The organism is Streptomyces clavuligerus (assembly GCF_005519465.1).
GTDB classification, from domain to species: domain Bacteria; phylum Actinomycetota; class Actinomycetes; order Streptomycetales; family Streptomycetaceae; genus Streptomyces; species Streptomyces clavuligerus.
On sequence record NZ_CP027858.1, the window covers coordinates 3,784,482 to 3,805,272 of the forward strand.

Sequence of the window (20,791 nt, forward strand, 5' to 3'; positions counted from 1 at the left end):
CGGCAGCGGCACGCGCACGGCAGCACGGCAGCACGGCAGCGACACAGCAGTACGGCAGTACAGCAGCGACAAGCGGTACGACAGCGGCACGGCGGCAGGTGCGAGGACAGCACGGCAGCACGGCAGCACCACAGCGATCAGGGCATGGAGCCCGCGGAGCCATGGGGCAGGTGACGGCGGATGGCCGTATGGGACGACCTCGTCGGTCAGGAGCGGTTGGCGGAGCAGCTCACCGACGCCGCCCGGGACGCCGACGCCTTCGTCACCGCCGTGGAGCGGGGCGGTGACCTCCCCGAGGCGTCGAGGATGACGCACGCCTGGCTGTTCACCGGCCCCCCGGGCGCCGGACGGGTCACCGCGGCGCGCGCCTTCGCCGCCGCGCTCCAGTGCGTCAGCCCCGACCGGGCCCTGGGCGGCGTCCCCGGCTGCGGTTTCTGCGACGGCTGCCACACCGCCCTCGCGGGCACGCACGCGGACATCACCGCGGTCGCCGCCGTGGGCTCCCAGATCCTCGCCGACGACATGCGGGACACCGTCCGCAAGTCGTTCACCTCCCCCGCGAACGGCCGCTGGCAGGTGATCCTCGTCGAGGACGCCGAGCGGCTGAACGAGAAGTCGGCGAACGCGGTGCTGAAGGCGGTCGAGGAGCCCGCGCCGCGCACGGTCTGGCTGCTCTGCGCCCCCTCCATCGAGGACGTCCTGCCGACCATCCGCTCCCGCTGCCGCCATCTGACCCTGCGCACCCCGCCGGTCGCGGCGGTCGCCGACTTCCTCGTCCGCCGGGACGGGATCGAACCCGCCGCGGCGGACGCCGCCGCCCGCGCCACCCAGGGCCATGTCGAACGGGCCCGCCGCCTCGCCACCGACGGGGACGCGCGCGCCCGCCGGGCCGCCGTGCTGAAGCTGCCGCTGCGCGTGGACGACATCGGCGCGGCGCTCAAGGGGGCGCAGGAGCTGATCGACGCCGCCGCCGAGGACGCCAAGCAGGTCGCCGAGGAGATCGACACCAAGGAGACCGAGGAGCTGAAGGCGGCGCTCGGCGCGGCGCAGGGCGGCCGGATGCCGCGCGGCACCGCCGGGGTGATGAAGGAGTTGGAGGAGCGGCAGAAGCGCCGCCGCACCCGGACCCAGCGCGACAGCCTGGATCTGGCGCTCGGTGACCTCACCGGGTTCTACCGCGATGTGCTGGCGCTCCAGCTCGGGTCCGGCGTCGCCATCGCCAACGAGGACGTCCGGGACGCGCTGGAGAGGGTCGCCCGCGCCTCGGCCCCCGAGCGCACCCTGCGCCGGATCGAGGCGGTGATCGCCTGCCGGGAGGCGCTGGAGGGGAATGTGGCTCCGCTGCTGGCGGTCGAGGCGATGACGATGGCGCTGCGGGCGGGCTGAGAACGGGGTGCGGTGGCCGGGCCGGGTGGTGCCTCGCGTTCCGGCACGGGCGACGGAGTGCGGCGCCCGGCCGGTGGGTCGCGGGTGGTGGCGCGCGGCCGCGGCCGATGACGTGCCGGCTGTGGTTGCGACTGCGGGTCGTGGCTTGCTGGTCGTGGATCGTGGATCGTGGATCGCGGGGAGATGTCACTCGTTCGTGACCGAACGGGCTCTTTCCGGCTTCCCTCCCCTACGCTCCGTGGATGGACCAACGGCGCACGCTCCGCAGTTCCGCTCTCGCGCTGATGGCCGCCGCCCTGCTGGCGTCGGGGTGCGGCGGTCCTGGACCGGGACCGGACGGGGACCGGGACGCGGCCGTGGACACGGCGGCCGACGCCGCGCTGCGGCCGTACACCACGCAGAAACCGGTCTGGCGGGCGTGCGGGACCCCCGGGTTCCAGTGCGCGCGGCTGACCGTTCCGCTCGATTACGACCGGCCCGGGGACGGGACGATCAAGCTGGCGGTGGCCCGCAAGAAGGCCACGGGACCGGGGAAACGGCTCGGTTCGCTGCTGGTCAACCCGGGCGGCCCCGGGGGCTCGGCGGTCGAGTACCTCCAGCTCTTCGCGGGCACCGGCTACCCCGCCCCGGTCCGCGCCCGTTACGACATGGTCGCCGTCGACCCCCGGGGCGTGGCGGGCAGTGAGCCCGTGACCTGCCTAGACGGCCGGGAGATGGACGCGTACACACAGATCGACCAGACCCCCGACGACCCGGCCGAGACCCGGCGGCTCACCGATGCCTTCCGCTCCTTCGCCGAGGGCTGCGCGGAACGCTCGGCCGCGCTGCTGCCGTATGTCTCCACCGAGGACGCCGCGCGGGACATGGACATCCTGCGGGCGGTGCTCGGCGACGAGAGACTGACCTATGTCGGCGCCTCGTACGGCACCTTCCTGGGGGCGACGTACGCCGAGCTGTTCCCCGGCCGCACGGGTCGGCTGGTGCTCGACGGGGCGCTCGACCCCTCCCGCACCGCGCGCCAGGTCAACCAGGACCAGACGGCCGGTTTCGAGACCGCGTTCCGTTCGTTCGCCGCGGACTGTGTCGCGCGCGCGGACTGCCCGCTCTCCACCGGGTCCACGGCACAGGCCGCCGACCGCCTCCGCGCTCTCCTCGCCCGGCTCGACGCCCGTCCGCTGCCCACCGGCGAGCCCCGGAGGCTGGGCGAGGCGCTGGCGACCACCGGGGTCCTGGCCGCGATGTACGACGAGGGGGCGTGGCCACGGCTGCGCGAGGCCCTGACCAGCGCCCTGGACGGGGACGGCGCGCCGCTGCTGGCCCTCGCGGACGGTTACTACGAACGGTCGGGCGACGGCTCGTACTCGAACCTCATGTTCGCGAACGCCGCCGTGAACTGTCTGGACCTCCCGCCCGCCTTCTCCTCCCCCGCCGAGGTGGAACGGGCCTCCGGCGCCTTCGAGAAGGCGTCCCCCGTGTTCGGCCGGGGCTTCGCCTGGGCCGCCCTGAACTGCGCGTACTGGCCTTCCCGCGCCACCGGGACCCCGCACCGCATCACAGCGGAGGGCGCCGCTCCGATCCTGGTCGTCGGCACGACGAGGGACCCCGCGACCCCGTACCGATGGGCCCGCGCGCTGGCCGGGCAACTGTCGTCGGGGACCCTGCTCACCTACGAGGGCGACGGCCACACGGCCTATGGGCGGGGCAGCGACTGCGTCGACACGGCGGTCAACCGCTATCTGCTGGAGGGGACGGTTCCGCGCGACGGCACACGGTGCCGCTGAGGTCTCCGGCCGGTGCTCGGCAGCGGTGCTCCGCGGCGGCTCAGTGGTGGCCGCCGGTGGCGTGGAACCCCCGGGGCACCAGCCAGACCACGAGGGCGGTGACCACGGCGACGATCCCGACGCAGACGAACGCGGTGGTGGTCAGCGCGCTGTCGAAGGCGGCCCGCCCGGCGGCGAGCACCGCGCTGCCCGCGCTGCCGCCCAGCGCCAGGGAGAGTTCGTACGCGTCCCCGATCGACTCGGCCGCCGTGGCGGGCTGCCCGGCCATATGACTCGCGTACACGGCGCCGTGGATGGAGCCGAGCAGCGCGACCCCGAGCCCCACGCCGAGTTCGTAGCTGGTCTCGGAGACGGCCCCCGCCTGTCCCGCGCGCTCGGCGGGGACGGCGGAGACGAGGACGGACGAGGCGGTGGTCATTGCCACCCCGTCCCCGAGGCCGAGGGCGACCAGGACGACGGCCACATAGCCGTAGGCCGTGGGCTCCGGCGACAGCGCCAGCACCAGGAAGCCGGCGACGACCGCGCCGAGCCCCAGCGCCATGATCGTCCGGACGGCGGTCCGCTCCATCAGCCAGGGGGCGAGCAGCGCCCCCGCGAGCATGGCGAGCGCGGCGGGCAGGGTGCGCAGTCCGGCCTCGGAGGGCGAGTAGCCGTGGACGTACTGGAGCCAGAGGGAGAGCAGGAAGAGCGCCGCGCCGATCGCGAGCATGGCCATCAGGATGGCGAGCGCCGCGGCGGTGAAGGCACGGTTCCGGAAGAGCCGTACATCCAGCAGGGGGTCCCGCAGCCCGAGCTGCCGCCGGGCGAACAGCGCGAGCGCCAGCAGCCCGCCGAGCAGCACCAGGACGTCCGCGGGGGCGGGGCTGCCCTTGGCGACATGCTTGATGCCCCAGGCCAGCGCGATGATGCCGACGACGGAGAGGACGGCCCCGAGATAGTCCAGCCGGTCGTGTCCGCTGTCCTTGAACTCGGGCAGCAGCCACACCCCCGCGACCACGGTCACCACCACGACGGGCACATTCACCCAGAACGCCGCCGACCAGCCGTACTCCTCCACCAGCACCCCGCCGACCAGCGGCCCGACGGCGGCTCCGGCCCCGGCCACGGCGGCCCAGATACCGATCGCGCGGGTCCGCTCCCGGGCGTCGGTGAAGATGTTCCGGATCAACGAGAGCGTGGACGGCATCACCATCGCCCCGCCGATCCCCAGCAGCACCCGCCCGGCGATCAACTGCCAGGTCGTCCCGGCGGTGGCGGCAACGACCGACGCGACCCCGAAGACCATGATCCCGGTGATGAACAGCAGTTTGCGCCCATACCGGTCACCGACCGCCCCCGTGGTGACCAGCAGCCCGCCGAGGACGAGCCCATAGACATCGATGATCCACAGCTGGGCGATGGCCCCCGGGTCGAGATCCTCGATGAGCGAGGGCAGCGCCACATTGAGGATCGTGGCGTCCATGGCCACCAGCAGCAGACTCGCACAGAGCACGGCCAGCATCCCCCACCGCCCGGCAGACACACTCCCGGCTCGGCCCACGGCCCTGTCCCTTCGGAGTGCGGCGTCTCAGCGGTCCTGACGGCAACGATCCCTCCCGCTCAGTATCGGAACCCGTCACCCCCCGCTCCGCAACTCGAAGCCCGCTCCCACGCACGCTTCCCGGGGCAGACACCAGTGCCGTGTCCGACGCCTGCACGAAACCAAAAGAAACCCAGGCCAGAAATCATCTGACCTGGGTTTCCAGTGGAGCCGCCTTCGGGATTCGAACCCGAGACCTACGCATTACGAGCCCGCTAGGGATCATGCCGGGCTGTGCCGCGTGATCGTGTCAGATCCCGTTTTCCCAGATCAGAGCACCTGTGGCGGTCCCGCTGCTCGCGCCCCATGCTGCACCGTCCAAAGGCGTCCGCGCTCCCCTTGCGCTCCCCTGGTCGCCCCCTGCGAGGCTACAACCCCGGACAGCAATCGGATGACCAGCCCTGAGCGCTTCTTGTCGACATCCGACACAATCAACAGGCGAGGGGAAACGCCTCGTAGGACCACATTTGAGGATGCCTGATGGCAGACGGCAAGCTCGTACGAGACCTGATTCCCCAGATCATCCGCGAGAGCGGTGCGGAGCCGATGATCTACGTCGCCGGCCCGGAAGAGTACCGGGAGCGGCTGCGCCACAAGCTCAGCGAGGAGGTAGCCGACCTCACCGCGGACGACTCCGCGGCTGCCGAGGAGCTGGCAGACATCCTCGAAGTGGTTCACGCACTCGCCCTCGACCTGGGCATGACACCGAGCCGCTTGGAGGAACGGCGAGCACAGAAGGCTGCGTCGAGGGGTGGTTTCGCTGGCAAAGTCGTGTGGACCGGCAATGCCTGAGCTGCCTGTGGGTTCCGGAGTCGCAGACAGCATGTCGGTTCCGCGAGGAGCCGCTGGACAGCCGCCAGCTCCCGCACAGCGGCGAGCGGGCTGATGCGGCTACAGCGTAAGGTTCGGTGCTGCCGTATGTAGATTCGCCGGTCGAATCCCAGGAAGCGTTCATGTCAGAGCAGCTCTGGAGTAGCCAACGCCACCGGACGGCCATCGGCCGTGTCGGGTTGTCCGTCCCGGCGCGTCAGGCCGTGGTCGATCTTCAACTCGAACCGAGGATGCGGGTCCTGGACTACGGTTGCGGCCGCGGTGGCGACGTACGCGCTCTTCAGAACATCGGGCTCGACGTCTCCGGCTGGGACCCCGTTCACCACCCGGGCGGTGATCTCAAGCCCGCGGAAATCGTGCTCCTCACCTACGTCCTCAACGTGATCGAAGACCCCGCCGAACGACGACAGACCCTCCTGGACGCCTGGAACAACACGAGGTCGGCGCTCGTGGTGTCCGCGAGGCTCCGTTGGGAGCGGAACCAAATCAGGGGCACCGAGTACGGCGATGGCATCCTGACCAGTCGCAATACGTTCCAGCACCTGTTCGCGGCAAGCGAGCTTCGGGACTACGTTCAGGAGACCACTGGCGTCCGCTGCCTCTCAGCTGCCCCGGGGATCGTCTATGCGTTCAAGAGCGACGAAGCGCGGCTCGGCTATCTTGCCCGGCAGATCACGCCGGAAGCCGGGTGGCTTGCTTCCCAGGACGTCGCATCGGCCATCGCAGCGGTCGTCGATCATCTCGAACACCGCGGCCGGCTACCGAACCTCGAAGAAATGCCGCAGCCGATCATCAGCCTTCTCGGCCACTTGCGGACAACCGAGCTCAGGCGACTCGCCGAGCAGTCCGCCGACCCACTGAAGGTCGAGGAGAGCGGGAAGCGCACCACCCTCGACACCCTTCTCTTCCTCGCCGTCGAACTCTTCCACGGGCGCGGACCCGCGAGCAGCCTGCCACTTCCCGTCCAACTGGATATCCGGGCCTTCTTCTCTTCCTACGCAGAAGCGTGCAAACGTGCGGATCGGCTTCTGTTCAAGCTCCGCGATGACGCGTACCTACGGCGTGCCATGACCGGGTCGGCTGCGGGCAAGTTCACGGCAACCGCGCTGTATGTGCACCGCCGGGCCGTCCATCGGCTCCCGACCGTGCTCCGCCTGTACGAGCAGTGCGCCAGCATCGCTGCTGGCCGCCCGGAAGAGTGGTCCGTCCTGAAGCTTCGCCACCAGGGGCGTGGAGCCAGCTGGCTGGACTACCCCGCGTTCGATACCGACCCCCATCCTCGTTTGGCCTCGTCGTACAGCGTTGACCTGCAGACGCTGAAGTTATCCTTCCTGTCTTACGCGGATTCGACCAATCGTCCTCTGCTACACCGGAAGCATGAGTTCCTCGCGCCGGACGACCCCGATGTCCCCAAGTACCAACGTCTCACCGCCGCCGAGGTGAGAGCCGGCCTCTACGAGGAGACGCACCTCATCGGCAACGAGGAGGGCTGGGAGCGAGCACTTGCCCGTTGCGGCCGTGCACTGCGAGGACACCGGTTGGTCCGCCGTTCCGACAGCTGAGGTCCTGGCACTGGCAGAGGCTGCGTCCCCGCAAGTACGCGCTCGCGCACCCCGGATTCCCGCTGGGTCCAGGGAGCCCAGCAGGTCCTCATTTGGTGAACAACCCTTGTTCCCGGCCGGGTTGTCAGACCGGCGTGAGACGCTCCTATGCATGGCATCCACACAGCTCCCAGGCCCTTGCCTGCCCCCTTACCGCGCGCAGTCAGCCATGGCACTCCTCGATCCCCAAGAGCACGCCTCCGAGCTCGCTGATTGGGTGGAACGGATCCCTGCTTCGTCCGAGCCGGTGGAACGCGAGGCGTGGGACAACGTCTACGCCTGGCTTCGCCTGGCGAGCGGCCTCCGCACGGTCACGTTCGACATGGCGTACGAAGACGGCGGCATGTGTGCAGCGGGCGATGACTTCGACTACGTCTGGTCGAACATGATGGGCGAGTGGCAACTGCACCAGTTGCGCCTGGGCTACACCCGGGCGGCGCTGGAAGCCCTCGTACGAGTCCTCCTCCCGGATCTTCCCACCCCGGGCCCGGCCATTGATGCTGCGGAGCTGCGCCTCGCGCGAGCTGGCCAGGAGCCCCCGTTGCATGCCCGCGAGGCGACCCGGCACTTCCTCGCCCACGCCACGGAGAGCTCCGAGCCCTCCTCGCTCGCCGTCGCCGTCACCCAGGCCATCGGCGTACACGAGCTGGCAGCTCACGGATTTACTCGTATTCCTCAGCCAGCACACGACGACGATATGCAGTCGTTCCCCGCTGGCCACGACGAGATCTGTACGAGCAAGGAAGCGACTTCCATTCTTCTCCTAGGCATTCAGGCGCTGCTCGCCTGGGCCGTGGAGGAGCGGCACATCGTCGCCCCCAACGAGGACAAGTTCCTGTGCGAAGGGATGTGGGTCCCCGACTCTGCGGGAGGCAGCCAGTGGGTGGATCAGGAGATTTCCTACGGTGACTACCTCGCCGTGCTGCAGCTGGACCACGGGGATCCGCCGGACCTGTAATCGACACGCGGTGAGCGCCGATCCCGAAGGAGATCGTCGGCGCCTGGAAGGGCGGGGGCTGTCGGCCCCCGCCCTTTCGCAGCGCCGCACTCTCCCTCATGCAGGTCAGGTCATGCACCAGCCGGAGTCACAGCTTCCGTCTCCGGTGTCGTCTCGGCCACGCACCGTGCCGGAGTCCTTGATGGCCTCGGCCAGAGGACGGCCGTACCGGGTTAGGTACACGGGATCCCGTCCGAGCGCGGCGCGGCGCTCGTTGATCGTTTCCTCCAGTTCCACGGACCTGATGAACAGCTCTGGCTCGTCCTGCCGCTGCTGTCGCCATGCTCCGACGGTACGGAAGGGGCAGAAGAAGCAGGAACTCTTGGGCGGGACGGGCAGCCCCGCGTCCTTGATGATGTGCTCGCAGTCTGTTCTGCGGAGCCGGAGGTCGAGGAGGGGGTACTCGATCTGCTCGTGGGGTTCGCACCGCCGGCGGTTGGCCCGGTGGATTTCGTCGAGGGATATCCCGATGCCCACAGTGGCGGGCCCGGCGGCCGTGGCGCCGTGTTCGCGAAGCCACCGGCCTACGACCCTGATCTTGAAGTCAGCGGTGCAGGACCTGCGCCCGGGAGCCCCGTTGGCCATCCGGACCGGGATCGGGATGGATCGGGTGCCGGGCCTGTTCAGCCTCTGCATGAGGGTCTCAGAGGTGCCGTCGCGGCGCACGCGGTTCAGCTGCTGGAGGTTAATCCCGGCGCGGCTGGCGTACGGGGCGGCGACCTCGCGGATGTAGGCCAAGGTCGCTGGGTGCTCGCTGTCGTCGCCGACGTTGGCGAAGAGGAAGGTGGGATAGTCGATTTCTCCTCGGGCCGCGAGCACCAGGAGGGCGGTCGACTGGACCCCGCCCCCGTACGAGATGACCTTCATGCGCTCACCCCTCGAAGGCGGGCGCTCGCGTCGCGGTACAGGTTTTCATCTGTCATTGGGGTATCCCGTCAGTTGAGGAGGTCCGGTCGTGGGAGTTTCTATGGATACCAACCATGTCATCAACTGTATATTCCGCTCGGGGCACGCCCATGCTCTTGTTGCCACAGCGACGCAACGCGCTGCTCGCCGTTGGGGGCGCTACGGCTTCTGACGCTTGGGGCGGATGACGACCGAGAGTCCCTGGGCGAAGGCGGCGGCCAAGAATGCTTCGGCCTCATCGCCCTGGTCGCGTGTAAAGGTCCGAGGAACTGGCAGCGGGCTCGGCTGAGTGCGCGGCTCCGGTGGCTTGCTCGTCCGCCCACGCGGCTTCTGGGAGCCACGCTCCCTCGTACGAAGTCGCTCGACCTCTGCCTGTTGCACGACACGGTCGCGGGCTTTGGCGTCGGCCAAGACGGTGTTCAATAGCCACAGCGGCGACCCGGACAGCACATAGTCGGCGTCCGCCAGCTGCTTGCGGTGACGCCAGCGGGAGATCGCTTGCTTGTCTCGGCCGAGGACCTGAGCCACCTCCGTGATTCCGAGGATGACCGGCAGCGAAGCCTTCGGTTTGGCGCGGTAGCCGCCCGGAGTGCCGGCTTCGAACGCGGCCAACCGCTGCGCCGTCGCCTCCCGGCCACCAACACCATTGAGCTTGAGCACCGTGGTCAACAGCCAGTAGGGGTTTCCGGAGACCAGCAGGTCGGGGTCGGGCAGTGTGCCGTCGGCCCTCCACTTCTGAGAGGTCTGGCGTTCCACTCCGTACAGCGCGGCGATCTCGGCGTGTCCGAGGAGATACGGCTTGCGTACCGCCGTCATGCTCCCCACCTTTTCGATCATCTTGGCGAGTCGAGGCCCCGCAGCTGAACACGGGGTCTGCTAACGATATCGCTCGCTCGTCTCTACGAGCTGGGCGCTGACGGGCTACCGGAGGTCGCGCCGCTGGCTGGTGCAGGCGCTTCCGCGCGCACCAGCCCGGCGCTCCGTCACCTGATCTCTTTGCCCTGGCGGATCTCCCAGGGACCGACGGGCACGAGGTAGACCTCGTCGAAGTAGCTCAGCCATTTGGCGATCGTTTCCACCGCCCGCTGCGCCTGATCTGGCGTGTGGAGCCCGCCGACGATCAGTGCCCGCTTCGCGTGGTCAAGATTCAGGGCCCCGCTCTCGTTCAGTGTGCGGACTTCGGTCAGGGACCGCAGTCGGAGGAGGACTGCGGCCCCGAAGTCCTGCTCGGACAGCCCCGGAGGGATGTCCATATGGACGAGGTCTCGCAGGACACCGGCGAGCACGTCGCTGGAGATGTTCCCGTGTCGACCGTTGTATACCCGGTAGAGGCGCTCAGGGTTCCGGGTCTCTGGCAACCAGCGAGACTGCGCCTCGGTCTCGCCCACCACCAGCATCTGTGGGGCGTCCTCGTCGGCCCGCACGAGGTCAGCCTGCTCGCGGATCTGGCGAGCGAGCTGCACCGTACCGGGTACGGAGACTTCGTCGATGGCGTCCAGGACCCGACGCACCTCAGGGTGCGCAAGCTCGGCTTCGATGAGCAGCTCGATGTTCGCAGCCGGCACTCGTCCAGTTGCCTTGCCGGTTAGGTTGGCAGACCCGACGAGGCAACGGTCATCAGCGGCATACAACTTGGCGTGCAGGTTATGACACAGCGAGATGTCCACCCGTCCGTCTGCTTCGGCCAGTTCCGCGATTTCCGGATCGGACACTCCCGCCGCCACCTCGGCGACGGACCAGCGTGTGACGCAGTGAATGCGTCCCACGCTGTCCGGCACGGCCGCGAGCACTGCCTGGAAGGTTTCCTGCTTGATGAAGGGGGCCACCAGGAGCACTTCGCGAGTCGCGCCGAGGAGGAGCTGCTCAACCTGTCGCCAGACGTGATCTCGAGTCACTCATCGTCCTCGTCGTCGGCCTCGTCCGCGCCGAGGAAGTCGCTGGCGATGCGGCCCCAGTCCTGGCGCATCTTCTTGGCTCGCTCCCGAGGCTTGTCCGGAAGCTCATCCTCGAACCTGGCCCAGGACATGAGTAGGAGCTTGAACGCTCCAGCCGCGCTCCTCAGCCGCTCTGCGAGTTCTTCTTTGGTGGCGCCGTCGATGTCGCCGTCGAGCACGGCGATGAGGTCTGCATAGACCGGATGGTCCTGATTGAGGGTGACCTGCAGCAGGTTGGGGATGTAGTCAATGTTGAAGAAGGCCGGCGAGTCTGGGTTGCGGCTCGTCAGCAGGCGGACGTGCTTGCCCTGCTGGATCGACTCCTCGATGATCCGCTGCGCGTCAGCAGGCGTGTATTTATGAGTCTCCACGAGGTTTTCGAGCTGAATCTCCTTGCTCTCTTCCTCGGTGACCTGCTCGGCGAGCGTGTCGGTGAAGCTGGGTTTCGTCTCCACACGCCGCCGCTTGACCGCTTCCTCGGCCTTAGTCTCCACGTCCTCGTGCCGCTTCCGGTTGGCGCGCGTGCCCCGGGTCTGGTCAGCGAGGTCGGAGCGCAGCTTGCCGAGCAGCTTCTCACGGATGTGATAGACGATCTCGATGAGTGGGAGCCGCCGGTCCCCCTCCTCGCGGAGCTGCTCCCGGAACTCGTCCCAGGTAAGGCCAGCAGCCTCCTCCCGCCAGTTGAAGTGGGCAAGGTCAGAGAAGATCGTGGCCGCTTGCTTGTTGTTGGTGACCCCGAAGACTTCGTCCAACGCGGGTGGGAAATCGATCTCTACGCCCCACCAGCGTTCCACAGGGTCATAGGAGTTCGTCCAGCCCGTGTCGAGGTCGAGTTCGCGGTTGGCACGGATCAGCGAGATACCGAGGTTCTTGGCGGCGTGCTTGCCCCACGGAGCTTCACCGGGGTTGAGACTCGGAGATACGGCTTTGGGCCATTCCTCGCCTCCGATGTCCGGACGTCGCGCTGCATCGACAGCGATCGAGGAACGGACGAAGACGGGGTACTCGTTACCGTCGGCTCCATGGACCATGAACCGCTCGACACCGATCTCGCCGACGTTGCCGGCACCGAATGGGCGGAACATCGGCTTGGTGTCGAACGGGGCCGGCGTCGCACTGGGCGACATCAGGTAGAGCGGATCGTTGGGGCGTGCGTCACGAACGCCGGGCAAGGGAGCCCACCCGCGAGCAGGTACCAGCTTGATCCGCGTTCCCTCGGCGATCAGCCGACGGTAGATGCGGCCGATCAAGCTCTCGGTATTGGCCAGAGTTGCCTCCGCGCCACGCCACTGGACCCGTTCCAACTGTGTCCACTGCACCAAGGTGCCACTGGTGCCGAGCCCTTCGGCCAGCGCTTGCCATTCGTCCGGGACGCCGTCGAGCTTGGGCTCGGGGACCTCTTCGAGCCCGCCGCGCACCTCCGTCAGATCAAGATACGTGTGCAGTGCATTGTCGGGTCCGTTGGTCCAGGACCAGACGTCGACGCGGTCACACTGGGAGATGCTGGAGTTGGGCAGGCCGACTCCGAAGCGTCCTATCCCCTTCCGCTGTTGCCGCGTTCCCGCACCGAAGCGGAGGGATTGTCGGAGCGTCTCGGGATCCATGCCGCTACCGTTGTCGAGTACGGCAATCTTCTCGACTCGGTGGCGCGAGCGCTGCGACGGACGGTCCGTCGACTCAACAACGAACAGCTCGACGAGATCAGCCCCGGCTTCGATTCCGTTGTCGATCAGCTCGGCGATGGCGTGTGCCGTCGACTTGTATCCGCTGTCCTGCAAAGCTTTGACCGTCAGGTCGGATGTGACGATCGAGTACTTGGATGTCATAGAGCCTTCCATACGTCTTCCCAGTTGGTGAATGCCTCTGCCACGTCTCCGAAGCCCGGGAGCGCGGGGTCGACGACGGTCACGACGTCGCATGTGGAGGTACCGCCGGCCTTGGGCCCGCGGATCACGCGGCCCACCATCTGGCTGTACAGCACGAGTGAGCGAGTAGGGCGGGCAATCACGGCGGCGCTCGCCGCGGGGGCATCGAAGCCAGTGGTGAGCACGCCGTAGTTCGAGAGGACCATCGGTCGGGTTCCAGGGCCCTTGAAGCGGTTGATCACTCGATCGCGATGACGCGTTGAGGATTCGCCCGTGACCTGCTCGGCATCGATTCCGAACATGCTCAGGATGGCGACGATCAGGCGGCTGTGCTCGATCGAGGCGGCGAATAGCAGGATGCGCCTGTGCTGTCCGCTGAGATCGAGCACGGTGCGGACGACCTGAAGGTTCCACTGCACGTTGTCGGCAAGACGTGTGATCAGTTCATCGGGGATGTCAAAGGACGCAGCGAGAGCCTGCTTGTCCCGGGCGCTGAGCTTCATCCCAGAGTCAGCCGCGACCGTGCGAAAGTCTGGGCGGGCGAGGTACCCCTGCTCGATGAGAGCGGTGACGGGGTTGTCGTACCCATCGATTTCCAGCATCACCTTCTGGCGTGCGAAGAAGTCCGCGAGCTTCTCGTCCTCCGAGATGTCGGCCCACGTCCTTCCCGGCGTGGCAGTCAGCCCCAAGAGGCTCGAATCGCTACGGAGCGTGAGGGCTTCGACCACCCGGCGGTAAGTGGGCGCGATGGCTTGATGAGCCTCGTCGAAGACTGTGAGCGTGGTGCGGAGCGCAAGTTGGTCGAGAAAGCCCGGCGTACTCTTCGCCGCGGCACCTGCCTTCTCCAGCCCGAGTACGACAATGCCGTCGGTGATGTCGTCAAGATCGGTGGGAGCGTCCCCCCACATCCGGGCTACGGTGACCTCCCGATTGCCGAGAGAGGCCCATGCGCGCTCGAACTCGAGCGCGGCCTGTTCGAGGAGCTCGCGGCCCCGGGCCAGCCACACGACCAGAGTGGGCTCATGCTGCCGCAGGTGGTCACAGATCAGGTCCATGCCGGTGCGCGTCTTACCGACCCCGGTCGGCAGGTGCAACACCGTGCGGCGCTCACCGGAGTAGAGCAGACGCCGCACCTTGCCGGCCGCACGCCGCTGATGCGGGAACAGGCCATAGCTCGGTTCGGACGGTCTCCGTGAGGACACGGGAGCCTCGGGCGCTCGATCAACGACGAGCCCAAGGAAGCCAAGGAATACGCGGCGCTCTTCAAGCGTCCAGGGCAGAGCAGACAGGAATACCGTCGGCGACGAAGAATTGTCCCAACCGAGGCGTTCTGCTAGTTCCACCTTCTTGCCCTCGGGAAGCAGCTCCAGCAGCTGCGCGCGCTCCTCGGGATCGCCGATCAACTGCTCCGGAGAGACTGCCGAGGCCGCGACCTTCCGGATGGCATCCTCAACGGACCCCTCCCGCAGCAATGTGAGGAGTTCGCAGGCGTGCTCGCCAAGCAGGCGCCGTATGTAGCTCAGGGGGGCCGCATCAAGGACGGCCTGAAACGCGATGCCCGGAGACCCGATCACAGCTCCCCCCAGTTCGTCTGCGTCACATCTACTCGCCGCGCCCCTGCCGCGTGCAACCCCATCTCCTTACCAGATCGTTTCCCCCTCATCCACCGCACCCCATTCAGTGGGGGTTCAGCACGTGATCAACCCTAGCCCTGACCGCTGACAGCCGAAGCCGGCTCGGCGCAATCACGTGGAGCGGCAGTCGACGCTGCCGAACGGACCGGGGCCGCGTGACTCAACTCCCCGGGCTCTCATGGCTTTTACCGGTGGTCACGAAGCAGCCATAATGCGAACACATGTTTGAATCGGCGGCGGTCGCATGCACTCACCAAACGCGCGAAAACCGCGCCTGCGTCCCACCCGCATCCACCGACAGCTAGGATTCACCGTTGACAACTGGTGGAAGCTGCCGCACCGCCGCGAGCAGCCACCAGTTGCACAGACGGATCAGAGAGAAGCGGGGTGGATTGTGACAGAACGGACGCTTGATTCAGGTCTGACCTATCTCGATTACAACGCCACGGCACCCATGCGACCCGAAGCGCGAGAGGCCGCTCTCGCCTCGATGGAAACGGTGGGTAATGCGTCAAGCGCACACCGTTCCGGCCGCGACGCCGCGCAACGGGTAGACGAGGCTCGCCGCCAAGTCGCTGATCTGTTGAACTGCTCCCCTGGCGAGATCATCTTCACCTCTGGAGCCACCGAAGCCAACAACCTCGCGCTGCGAGCTGCTCACAGCGTCGGCGGGACTGTGATTACGAGCACAGTCGAGCACCCTGCAGTGCTGGAAACCGCCAAGAACCTTACGGCAACCACGCCCGACGCGCTCAGACTGTTGGCGGTGGATGCGGACGGCCTGGTGGATATCGACGGCCTCCATGCCGCCCTGTCGGCGGGTGACGTGGCGATCGTTTCCCTGATGGCCGGGAACAACGAGACGGGCGTCCTGACCGACCTCGCACCGCTTGCGGAAGCGGCACATGCGGCGGGGGCTCTTTTCCACACTGACGCCACGCAAATGGTTGGCCGACTGCCGTTCGACCTCGCCGAGGTCGACGTGGACTTGCTGTCCCTGTCAGCTCACAAGTTCGGCGGCCCGCAAGGAGTGGGGGCCCTCTTCGTCCGCCGTGGCATCGCGCTCCCGTACCACCCGCTGATCTTCGGCGGAGGGCAAGAACGCGGCTGGCGGGCCGGGACACTCAACGTCGCCGGCATCACAGGGGCGGGAGCAGCAGCGGCAGCGGCGCACCGCGGCTTGGCGGAAGAGATCGCACGGGTCGCACGCCTCCGTGACTTGCTGGAGAGTGCTCTCGTTGAGCAACTCGGCGACTGCCGGATCAACGGTTCGCTCGACTACCGGCTACCTGGTGTTACCAGCATCACATTCCACGGCGCCCCTGCCGACGCTGTCCTCACCGCGATGCCAGATGTCGCTGCCTCCGAAGGAAGTGCGTGCTCTTCCGGTGCACCGAGCCCGAGCCACGTACTCCTGGCCATGGGGCGTAGCCGGGAAGAGGCAGACTCCACTGTCCGGTTCTCTCTCGGGTACGCGTCAACTCGCGCCGATGTCGATCAGGCCATCGCCTCCACGATCCGCGCAGTCCGGCAAGTGCGCGCCGCCTTGGCGATCCCGATCTGACCTGAAGCATTCAGTCCTGACGCCCACCAAAATCTGAACGTACACGGAGATTCGTCGCATGTCAGACAGTCGGCTCGCCGAAGCCGCCCATTCCTCCTTCGCGCGCCACGAGACCTTCGCGCCGCGCTTCGGGTGGCTCCACAAGGCGTACATGCAGGTGCAAAGCAACCCCGAGGCATTCCTCGCGGATGATGCTCCCGTGCAGCTCGGCGTTGGCAAAAACATGGTCTACGCCATGCGCTACTGGTCCCGTGCCTTCAAGCTCACCCGGGAGCACTACGGCGACGACACCAACTCCAGGGCCATGCTGTCCTACCCAACCTGGGAGGCGCGGTGGCTGCTTGACGAGGATGGAGCCGACCCCTACCTGGAAGAGCTCGGCAGCCTGTGGCTTCTTCACTGGTGGCTTCTGTCTTCCCGACCGGGGACGAAGAGTTGGGCACCTTCGTGGTATGTCGCGTTCCACCTGGCTCCCTTCTCCCGGTTCACGCTGGCGGACCTGACCCAGGTCATCGTGCGGCATGTCAACCTCTCCTTCCCTGAAGGCCCGGTGGAAGCCTCCATCGCCAAGGACGTCGACTGCATCACCAAGATGTACGTCCCTGCTCAGCGACTGAGGGGCGGGGCGCCGGGCGCATTCGAGGATCTTCTCTCCTGCCCGTTCCGTGAGCTCGGGCTGATGGAGCAGGTGGGCCAACGTGGCAGCAGCGAATGGGAATTCACGAGCGGTTCCCGCCCCTCCCTGCCGGCCCGCATCATCGCCTACGCGTGCCTGGACTACGCAGCCCGCACGACGCGCAATGCAGGCTCGATCTCCTTGGCGCGCTTGGCAAACGAGCCCGGCGCTCCTGGACGAGCCTTCCGCATCCGCGAGGCCGACATCGCGGCGGCCTTGGAGAAGGTCGCCGCTAGCCACCAGGAACTACAGCTCGTAGAGGCAGTGGGCCAACGGAGCCTGACGTTCACCTCTGGCCCATTCGATCTTGCCTGGGACGTGCTGGACGAGCAGTACGACAACGTCCGCAGCAGGCCGAATTTCCCCACCCGTGAGGATTGGGCTCGCAGGTACCCCAAGCTCGCCGAGGCTGAAAAGCGCGAGCTCAAGCAGCTGGACATCATCGACCCGCAGCTCGCCCTGACCGAGGAGACCGTGTGACCACCGCAACCCCCACGCGGCCTAGCTCTGTTCTGAAGGCCCCCGCCACTCCGCAGTTCCCGCACGGCATCAGCCTCGTTGGCTCCCAGATGCGCTCCACCAACCTGGAGCGCGACGTCGAGGACGAACTGCACACCCCCTACGTCGGAGCGCGGGCCGTCGATGTCGTCGATCGCGTCACCAACGCGCTCGGTGACCTTCGCCGCCCCCGATCGTGGTCGTTCACCGGACCCTATGGATCCGGTAAGTCCACCTTGGCAAACTTCATCGAAGCCCTCCTGGGTCCGGACAGTGTCCGCCGTACCGAGGCTGAGTCGGTGCTCGGTGCGACCAGCATGGGCCTCGTTCAGCGACTCACGGCCAGTCGCGGGGAACTCGCCCCTGTGGGCTTCCTTGGTGCCGTTGCCACCGCGCGCCGTGAGCCTCTAGTCGCCACCCTTTCCCGGGCCCTTCACACCGCGGCACGGCGCCGCTGGAAGACCCGCACGCCCAAGGCGGTCACAGTTGCCCTCGCCGCTTGCGCGGATCCCGCTGCCACGTCACAGAACATCCTGGACGCTGTGGTCGCTCTCTGCGAGCAGCAGCCACTCCTGTTGATCATCGACGAGTTCGGTAAGACGCTGGAGCACCTCTCTGGGAACAGCGATCTGAGCAGCGCCAAAGACGACCTGTTCCTGCTGCAGGAACTGGCTGAGAAGAGTGCCGGCCCCCAGGGGCTCCCGCTGTTCATGATGACGCTGCAGCACATGTCGTTCATGGACTACGCCGCCCATTCCAGCCAGCTCCAGACTCGCGAGTGGGCCAAAATCCAGGGCCGGTTCGAGGACATCACCTTCACGCCGCATCTCGGCGACGCGGTCCAGCTGATGTGCCGCCGGATCGACCGGTCTGGTGTATCCGACTCCGGGCGCGCGCTCATCCGAGCGCAGGCCGAAGCCGCCGAAGCCGCATGGCTCGAGCACGGGCTCAACGCCGTTGTCGATCTCAAGGCGCAACACTTTGAGGACCTCTATCCCCTGCATCCGCTGACCATCGTCGCGGCCCCCCTCCTCGCCGCCCAAATCGGCCAGCACGACCGCAGCCTGTCGGGTTTCATGAACAGCGACGAACCCGACACGGTGCGCCGCGCTCTGGAACAGTTCTCAAGTCGCAAGCCCAGCCGAGCTGACACCATTCAGCTGCCGCAGCTGTACGACTTCTTCCTCAACTCCGGCCGTACCTCACTGCTGGCCTCCAGCCACGCCAGCCGCTGGATCGAGATCGAATCGCGCATCAACGAAGCCGCAGGCATGTCCCCCGCGGACCAGAACCTTCTGCGCACCGTTGGCATGCTCAACCTCATCGACGCCGATGGCGCTCTGCGTGCCACTGCGGCGATGATTCACTTCGCGCTGCACGAGCCCACCGAGGGCGCAGATCGCAAGACGTTCGCGGCCTTGGAGAAGCAGCTGCAGAACTTGGTGTCGCGAGGATTCCTCGTGCATCGCCAGTTCAGCGGCGAGTACCGGGTGTGGCGAGGCACGGATTTCGACATCGACGGCCGTGTCAAGGAGATCATCAACCACCTCGACACGCCCTCGGTCATTCAGAGACTGGGCGACTATCTCCCGCTTGCCGTTGCCGCTGGCCGCCACAACCAGGTCACAGGCATGCTGCGGGCGTTCTTCGTCCGCGTCTCCAGCCCTGAGACGAAGAGCATCCAAGGTCCGGACGAGCTCAACGATCAGGCCGACGGTCTGCTTCTCTTCCACCTGGGCAAGGTCAGCGACCGACCGGTGGTGAACTCCACGCTTCCCGTGATCCTCGGAGTCACGGAAGAGCCGGAGATCATCCTGAACGCCGCTAGCTACCTCGTCGCCTTGCAAGAACTGCTGCTGGACTCATCATTGGACCCCGTCGCTGCACGCGAGGTCAAGGGACGTGCGGCAGTCGCTCAGCGCGAGCTGACAGAACTGCTTGATGCGGCGTTCTTCCCGCTGTCCGCGAGCGCCACCTGGCGGCTGTGGCGCACCGGTATGCCGGCCGATTCCTCTGAGGGCGAGACGATTGGAGGTCGCAGCCTCAGCGGTCTCGTGTCGTTTGCCTGCGACCAGGTGTTTTCCGCCGCCCCACACATCCGCAACGAGATGCTCGGCCGACACGAGCTCACGAGCCAGGGCGCAAAGTCTCGCCGCGAGCTGCTGACGGCGATGCTCCGCAAGTCTGGAGAACGGCACCTCGGGATCGAGAAGTACCCCGCCGAGCGGGCCATGTACAGCGGTGCGCTGGAGTACATGGGCCTGCACAGGGAAAACCGCAGTGCACCCGACGACGCGTCGACCTCCTTTCTCCCTTACGGGTTCTCACGGCCCAGCGAAGCGCACCCTCACACCCTCCCTGTCTGGAATGCTCTGGAGACTGCGCTCACAGAGGCCCACCAGCGCACCGGGCTCGATGAGATCATCCGTGTCGTCATGGTGCCGCCTTACGGGGTCAAGGCAGGCGTGGTGCCCCTGCTCGTCGTCACGGCACTCATCGTGCGCAGCGAGGATGTGGCGCTCTTCGAGGACGGCTCTTACCTGCCACGGCTGACGCCGGACATCGTTGAGCGCATGGTCAAGGCTCCCCAGCGATTCGCCGTGAAGTCCACCCCTCTCGGGGACGGCCTGCGCCAGAGTGTCGTGAAGAGCTCGTCTGTTGCCCTCAAGGTCGAATCGCCTCGTTCCCAAGCCCTGCGCAACCCGGCCCTGCTCGCGGTCACCAGGGCATTGCTGGAGAGGGTGATGGTGCTTACCCCGTACGCCAGGCGTACTCGGCGCATCAGCGCGGATGCAGTCGCCGTGCGTTCAGCACTGCTGGTGGCGCAGGACCCCGACGACCTGCTGTTCAATGCGCTGCCCAGGGCTCTCGGCATGGATCCGATCACCACTGAGGCACGCCGGGCCACCGCGGGGAACAAGGGCTATGCGGACCGGCTCGCGGCTGCAGTCGACGAGATCTCTGGTGCCGAACAAGCGCTGCGAGCAGAAGTTATTGAGACCATTAGCAGGGAATTCCGCCTGCCGGCTTCGCTGCCAGAGCTGCGGCGTGCTCTCGCTACCCGCTTGGGGGGCTTCGCCGGCGTCTCCCTGAGCCTGGAGCTCAAGGGATTCGTTGCCATCGCCCTCAACTCAGGATTGGCTGACGAGGACTGGCTCGACCCGGTGATCGTACGGCTGTCGAACTCCGCTCTCGGCGACTGGTCCGACACAGACGCAACCATCTTCCCCCGCCGGGTGAAGGAGATGGCCGCGGCCCTCGACCGAGTGAGCCACCTGTACCAGAGCCCCACGGATGGCGACAGGGGCGAGGCGCTCGAAGCGCGGCTCCTCACCCTGACGGACAAGGACGGGGCCGAGCAGCGGACGCTGATCTACGTTCCGGAGCAATCCCGGCAGGAGGCGGAGGACCTCGCTGTCAGTGTCCTGGAGCAAGCTGAGAAGATGCTCGGTCCCGACGGCGCCCGCATCCTGCTCGCCGCCCTCGCCCAGCGCGTCACCGAGCCCGCGACAACGACGGCAGCAGAAAGGACTGAGTGA

14 protein-coding genes are annotated in these 20,791 nt (G+C 67.2%); 8 read left to right on the plus strand and 6 right to left on the minus strand.

Annotated features, from left to right (window positions below):
* Positions 1–180 precede the first annotated feature (180 nt).
* The gene (locus tag CRV15_RS15835; protein WP_003953715.1) at positions 181–1,386 is read left to right on the plus strand and encodes a DNA polymerase III subunit delta'; all 1,206 of its coding nucleotides are present in this window, start codon (positions 181–183) and stop codon (positions 1,384–1,386) included.
* A gap of 242 nt (positions 1,387–1,628) precedes the next feature.
* Positions 1,629–3,167 carry an alpha/beta hydrolase gene (locus tag CRV15_RS15840; RefSeq protein WP_003953714.1) on the plus strand — a complete coding sequence of 513 codons (1,539 nt, stop codon included), beginning with the start codon at positions 1,629–1,631 and terminating at the stop codon, positions 3,165–3,167.
* A gap of 40 nt (positions 3,168–3,207) precedes the next feature.
* On the opposite strand, the gene CRV15_RS15845 is transcribed toward CRV15_RS15840, so the two are convergent.
* Positions 3,208–4,668: an MFS transporter gene (locus CRV15_RS15845; protein WP_009996578.1), complete on the minus strand. Its 1,461-nt coding sequence runs from the start codon at positions 4,666–4,668 to the stop codon at positions 3,208–3,210.
* A 558-nt stretch (positions 4,669–5,226) separates the two neighbouring features.
* Here CRV15_RS15845 and CRV15_RS15850 point away from each other — a divergent pair.
* The 3 genes from CRV15_RS15850 to CRV15_RS15860 all read left to right on the plus strand — a co-directional run bounded on the left by CRV15_RS15850 (position 5,227) and on the right by CRV15_RS15860 (position 8,136).
* The gene (locus CRV15_RS15850; protein WP_003953712.1) at positions 5,227–5,538 is read left to right on the plus strand and encodes a nucleoside triphosphate pyrophosphohydrolase; all 312 of its coding nucleotides are present in this window, start codon (positions 5,227–5,229) and stop codon (positions 5,536–5,538) included.
* A 161-nt stretch (positions 5,539–5,699) separates the two neighbouring features.
* Positions 5,700–7,139 (plus strand): DNA phosphorothioation-associated putative methyltransferase, encoded by a 1,440-nt coding sequence (locus CRV15_RS15855; RefSeq protein WP_009996577.1) that lies wholly within the window; start codon positions 5,700–5,702, stop codon positions 7,137–7,139.
* A gap of 208 nt (positions 7,140–7,347) precedes the next feature.
* Complete coding sequence (locus CRV15_RS15860; protein ID WP_009996576.1) at positions 7,348–8,136, plus strand: hypothetical protein; 789 nt, start codon at positions 7,348–7,350, stop codon at positions 8,134–8,136.
* Between the two features lie 105 nt (positions 8,137–8,241).
* Here the strand turns inward: CRV15_RS15860 and CRV15_RS15865 are convergent, their stop codons facing one another.
* From CRV15_RS15865 to CRV15_RS15885, 5 genes are all read right to left on the minus strand, one after another.
* The gene (locus CRV15_RS15865) at positions 8,242–9,042 is read right to left on the minus strand and encodes a hypothetical protein (RefSeq protein ID WP_003953709.1); all 801 of its coding nucleotides are present in this window, start codon (positions 9,040–9,042) and stop codon (positions 8,242–8,244) included.
* A gap of 198 nt (positions 9,043–9,240) precedes the next feature.
* The gene (locus CRV15_RS15870) at positions 9,241–9,918 is read right to left on the minus strand and encodes a hypothetical protein (RefSeq protein ID WP_003953708.1); all 678 of its coding nucleotides are present in this window, start codon (positions 9,916–9,918) and stop codon (positions 9,241–9,243) included.
* Between the two features lie 146 nt (positions 9,919–10,064).
* Positions 10,065–10,976, minus strand: a complete 912-nt coding sequence (locus CRV15_RS15875; RefSeq protein ID WP_003953707.1) for a phospholipase D family protein — start codon at positions 10,974–10,976, stop codon at positions 10,065–10,067.
* Positions 10,973–12,841, minus strand: coding sequence for an ATP-binding protein (locus CRV15_RS15880; RefSeq protein ID WP_003953706.1), 1,869 nt, complete (start codon positions 12,839–12,841; stop codon positions 10,973–10,975). Before CRV15_RS15880 ends, CRV15_RS15875 begins: the two co-directional genes overlap by 4 nt.
* On the minus strand, positions 12,838–14,454 hold the full coding sequence (locus tag CRV15_RS15885; protein WP_003960893.1) for a DEAD/DEAH box helicase: 1,617 nt from the start codon (positions 14,452–14,454) through the stop codon (positions 12,838–12,840). The genes CRV15_RS15880 and CRV15_RS15885 overlap by 4 nt, the downstream gene beginning before the upstream one ends.
* A 454-nt stretch (positions 14,455–14,908) precedes the next feature.
* Here CRV15_RS15885 and CRV15_RS15890 point away from each other — a divergent pair, with 454 nt between their 5' ends.
* The 3 genes from CRV15_RS15890 to CRV15_RS15900 are packed head-to-tail and all read left to right on the plus strand — an operon-like array spanning position 14,909 to position 20,791.
* Positions 14,909–16,078: a cysteine desulfurase family protein gene (locus CRV15_RS15890; protein WP_029182956.1), complete on the plus strand. Its 1,170-nt coding sequence runs from the start codon at positions 14,909–14,911 to the stop codon at positions 16,076–16,078.
* A 58-nt stretch (positions 16,079–16,136) separates the two neighbouring features.
* Complete coding sequence (locus CRV15_RS15895) at positions 16,137–17,234, plus strand: DUF4007 family protein (RefSeq protein WP_003953703.1); 1,098 nt, start codon at positions 16,137–16,139, stop codon at positions 17,232–17,234.
* Positions 17,231–20,791, plus strand: a complete 3,561-nt coding sequence (locus CRV15_RS15900; RefSeq protein WP_003960891.1) for an AAA family ATPase — start codon at positions 17,231–17,233, stop codon at positions 20,789–20,791. The genes CRV15_RS15895 and CRV15_RS15900 overlap by 4 nt, the downstream gene beginning before the upstream one ends.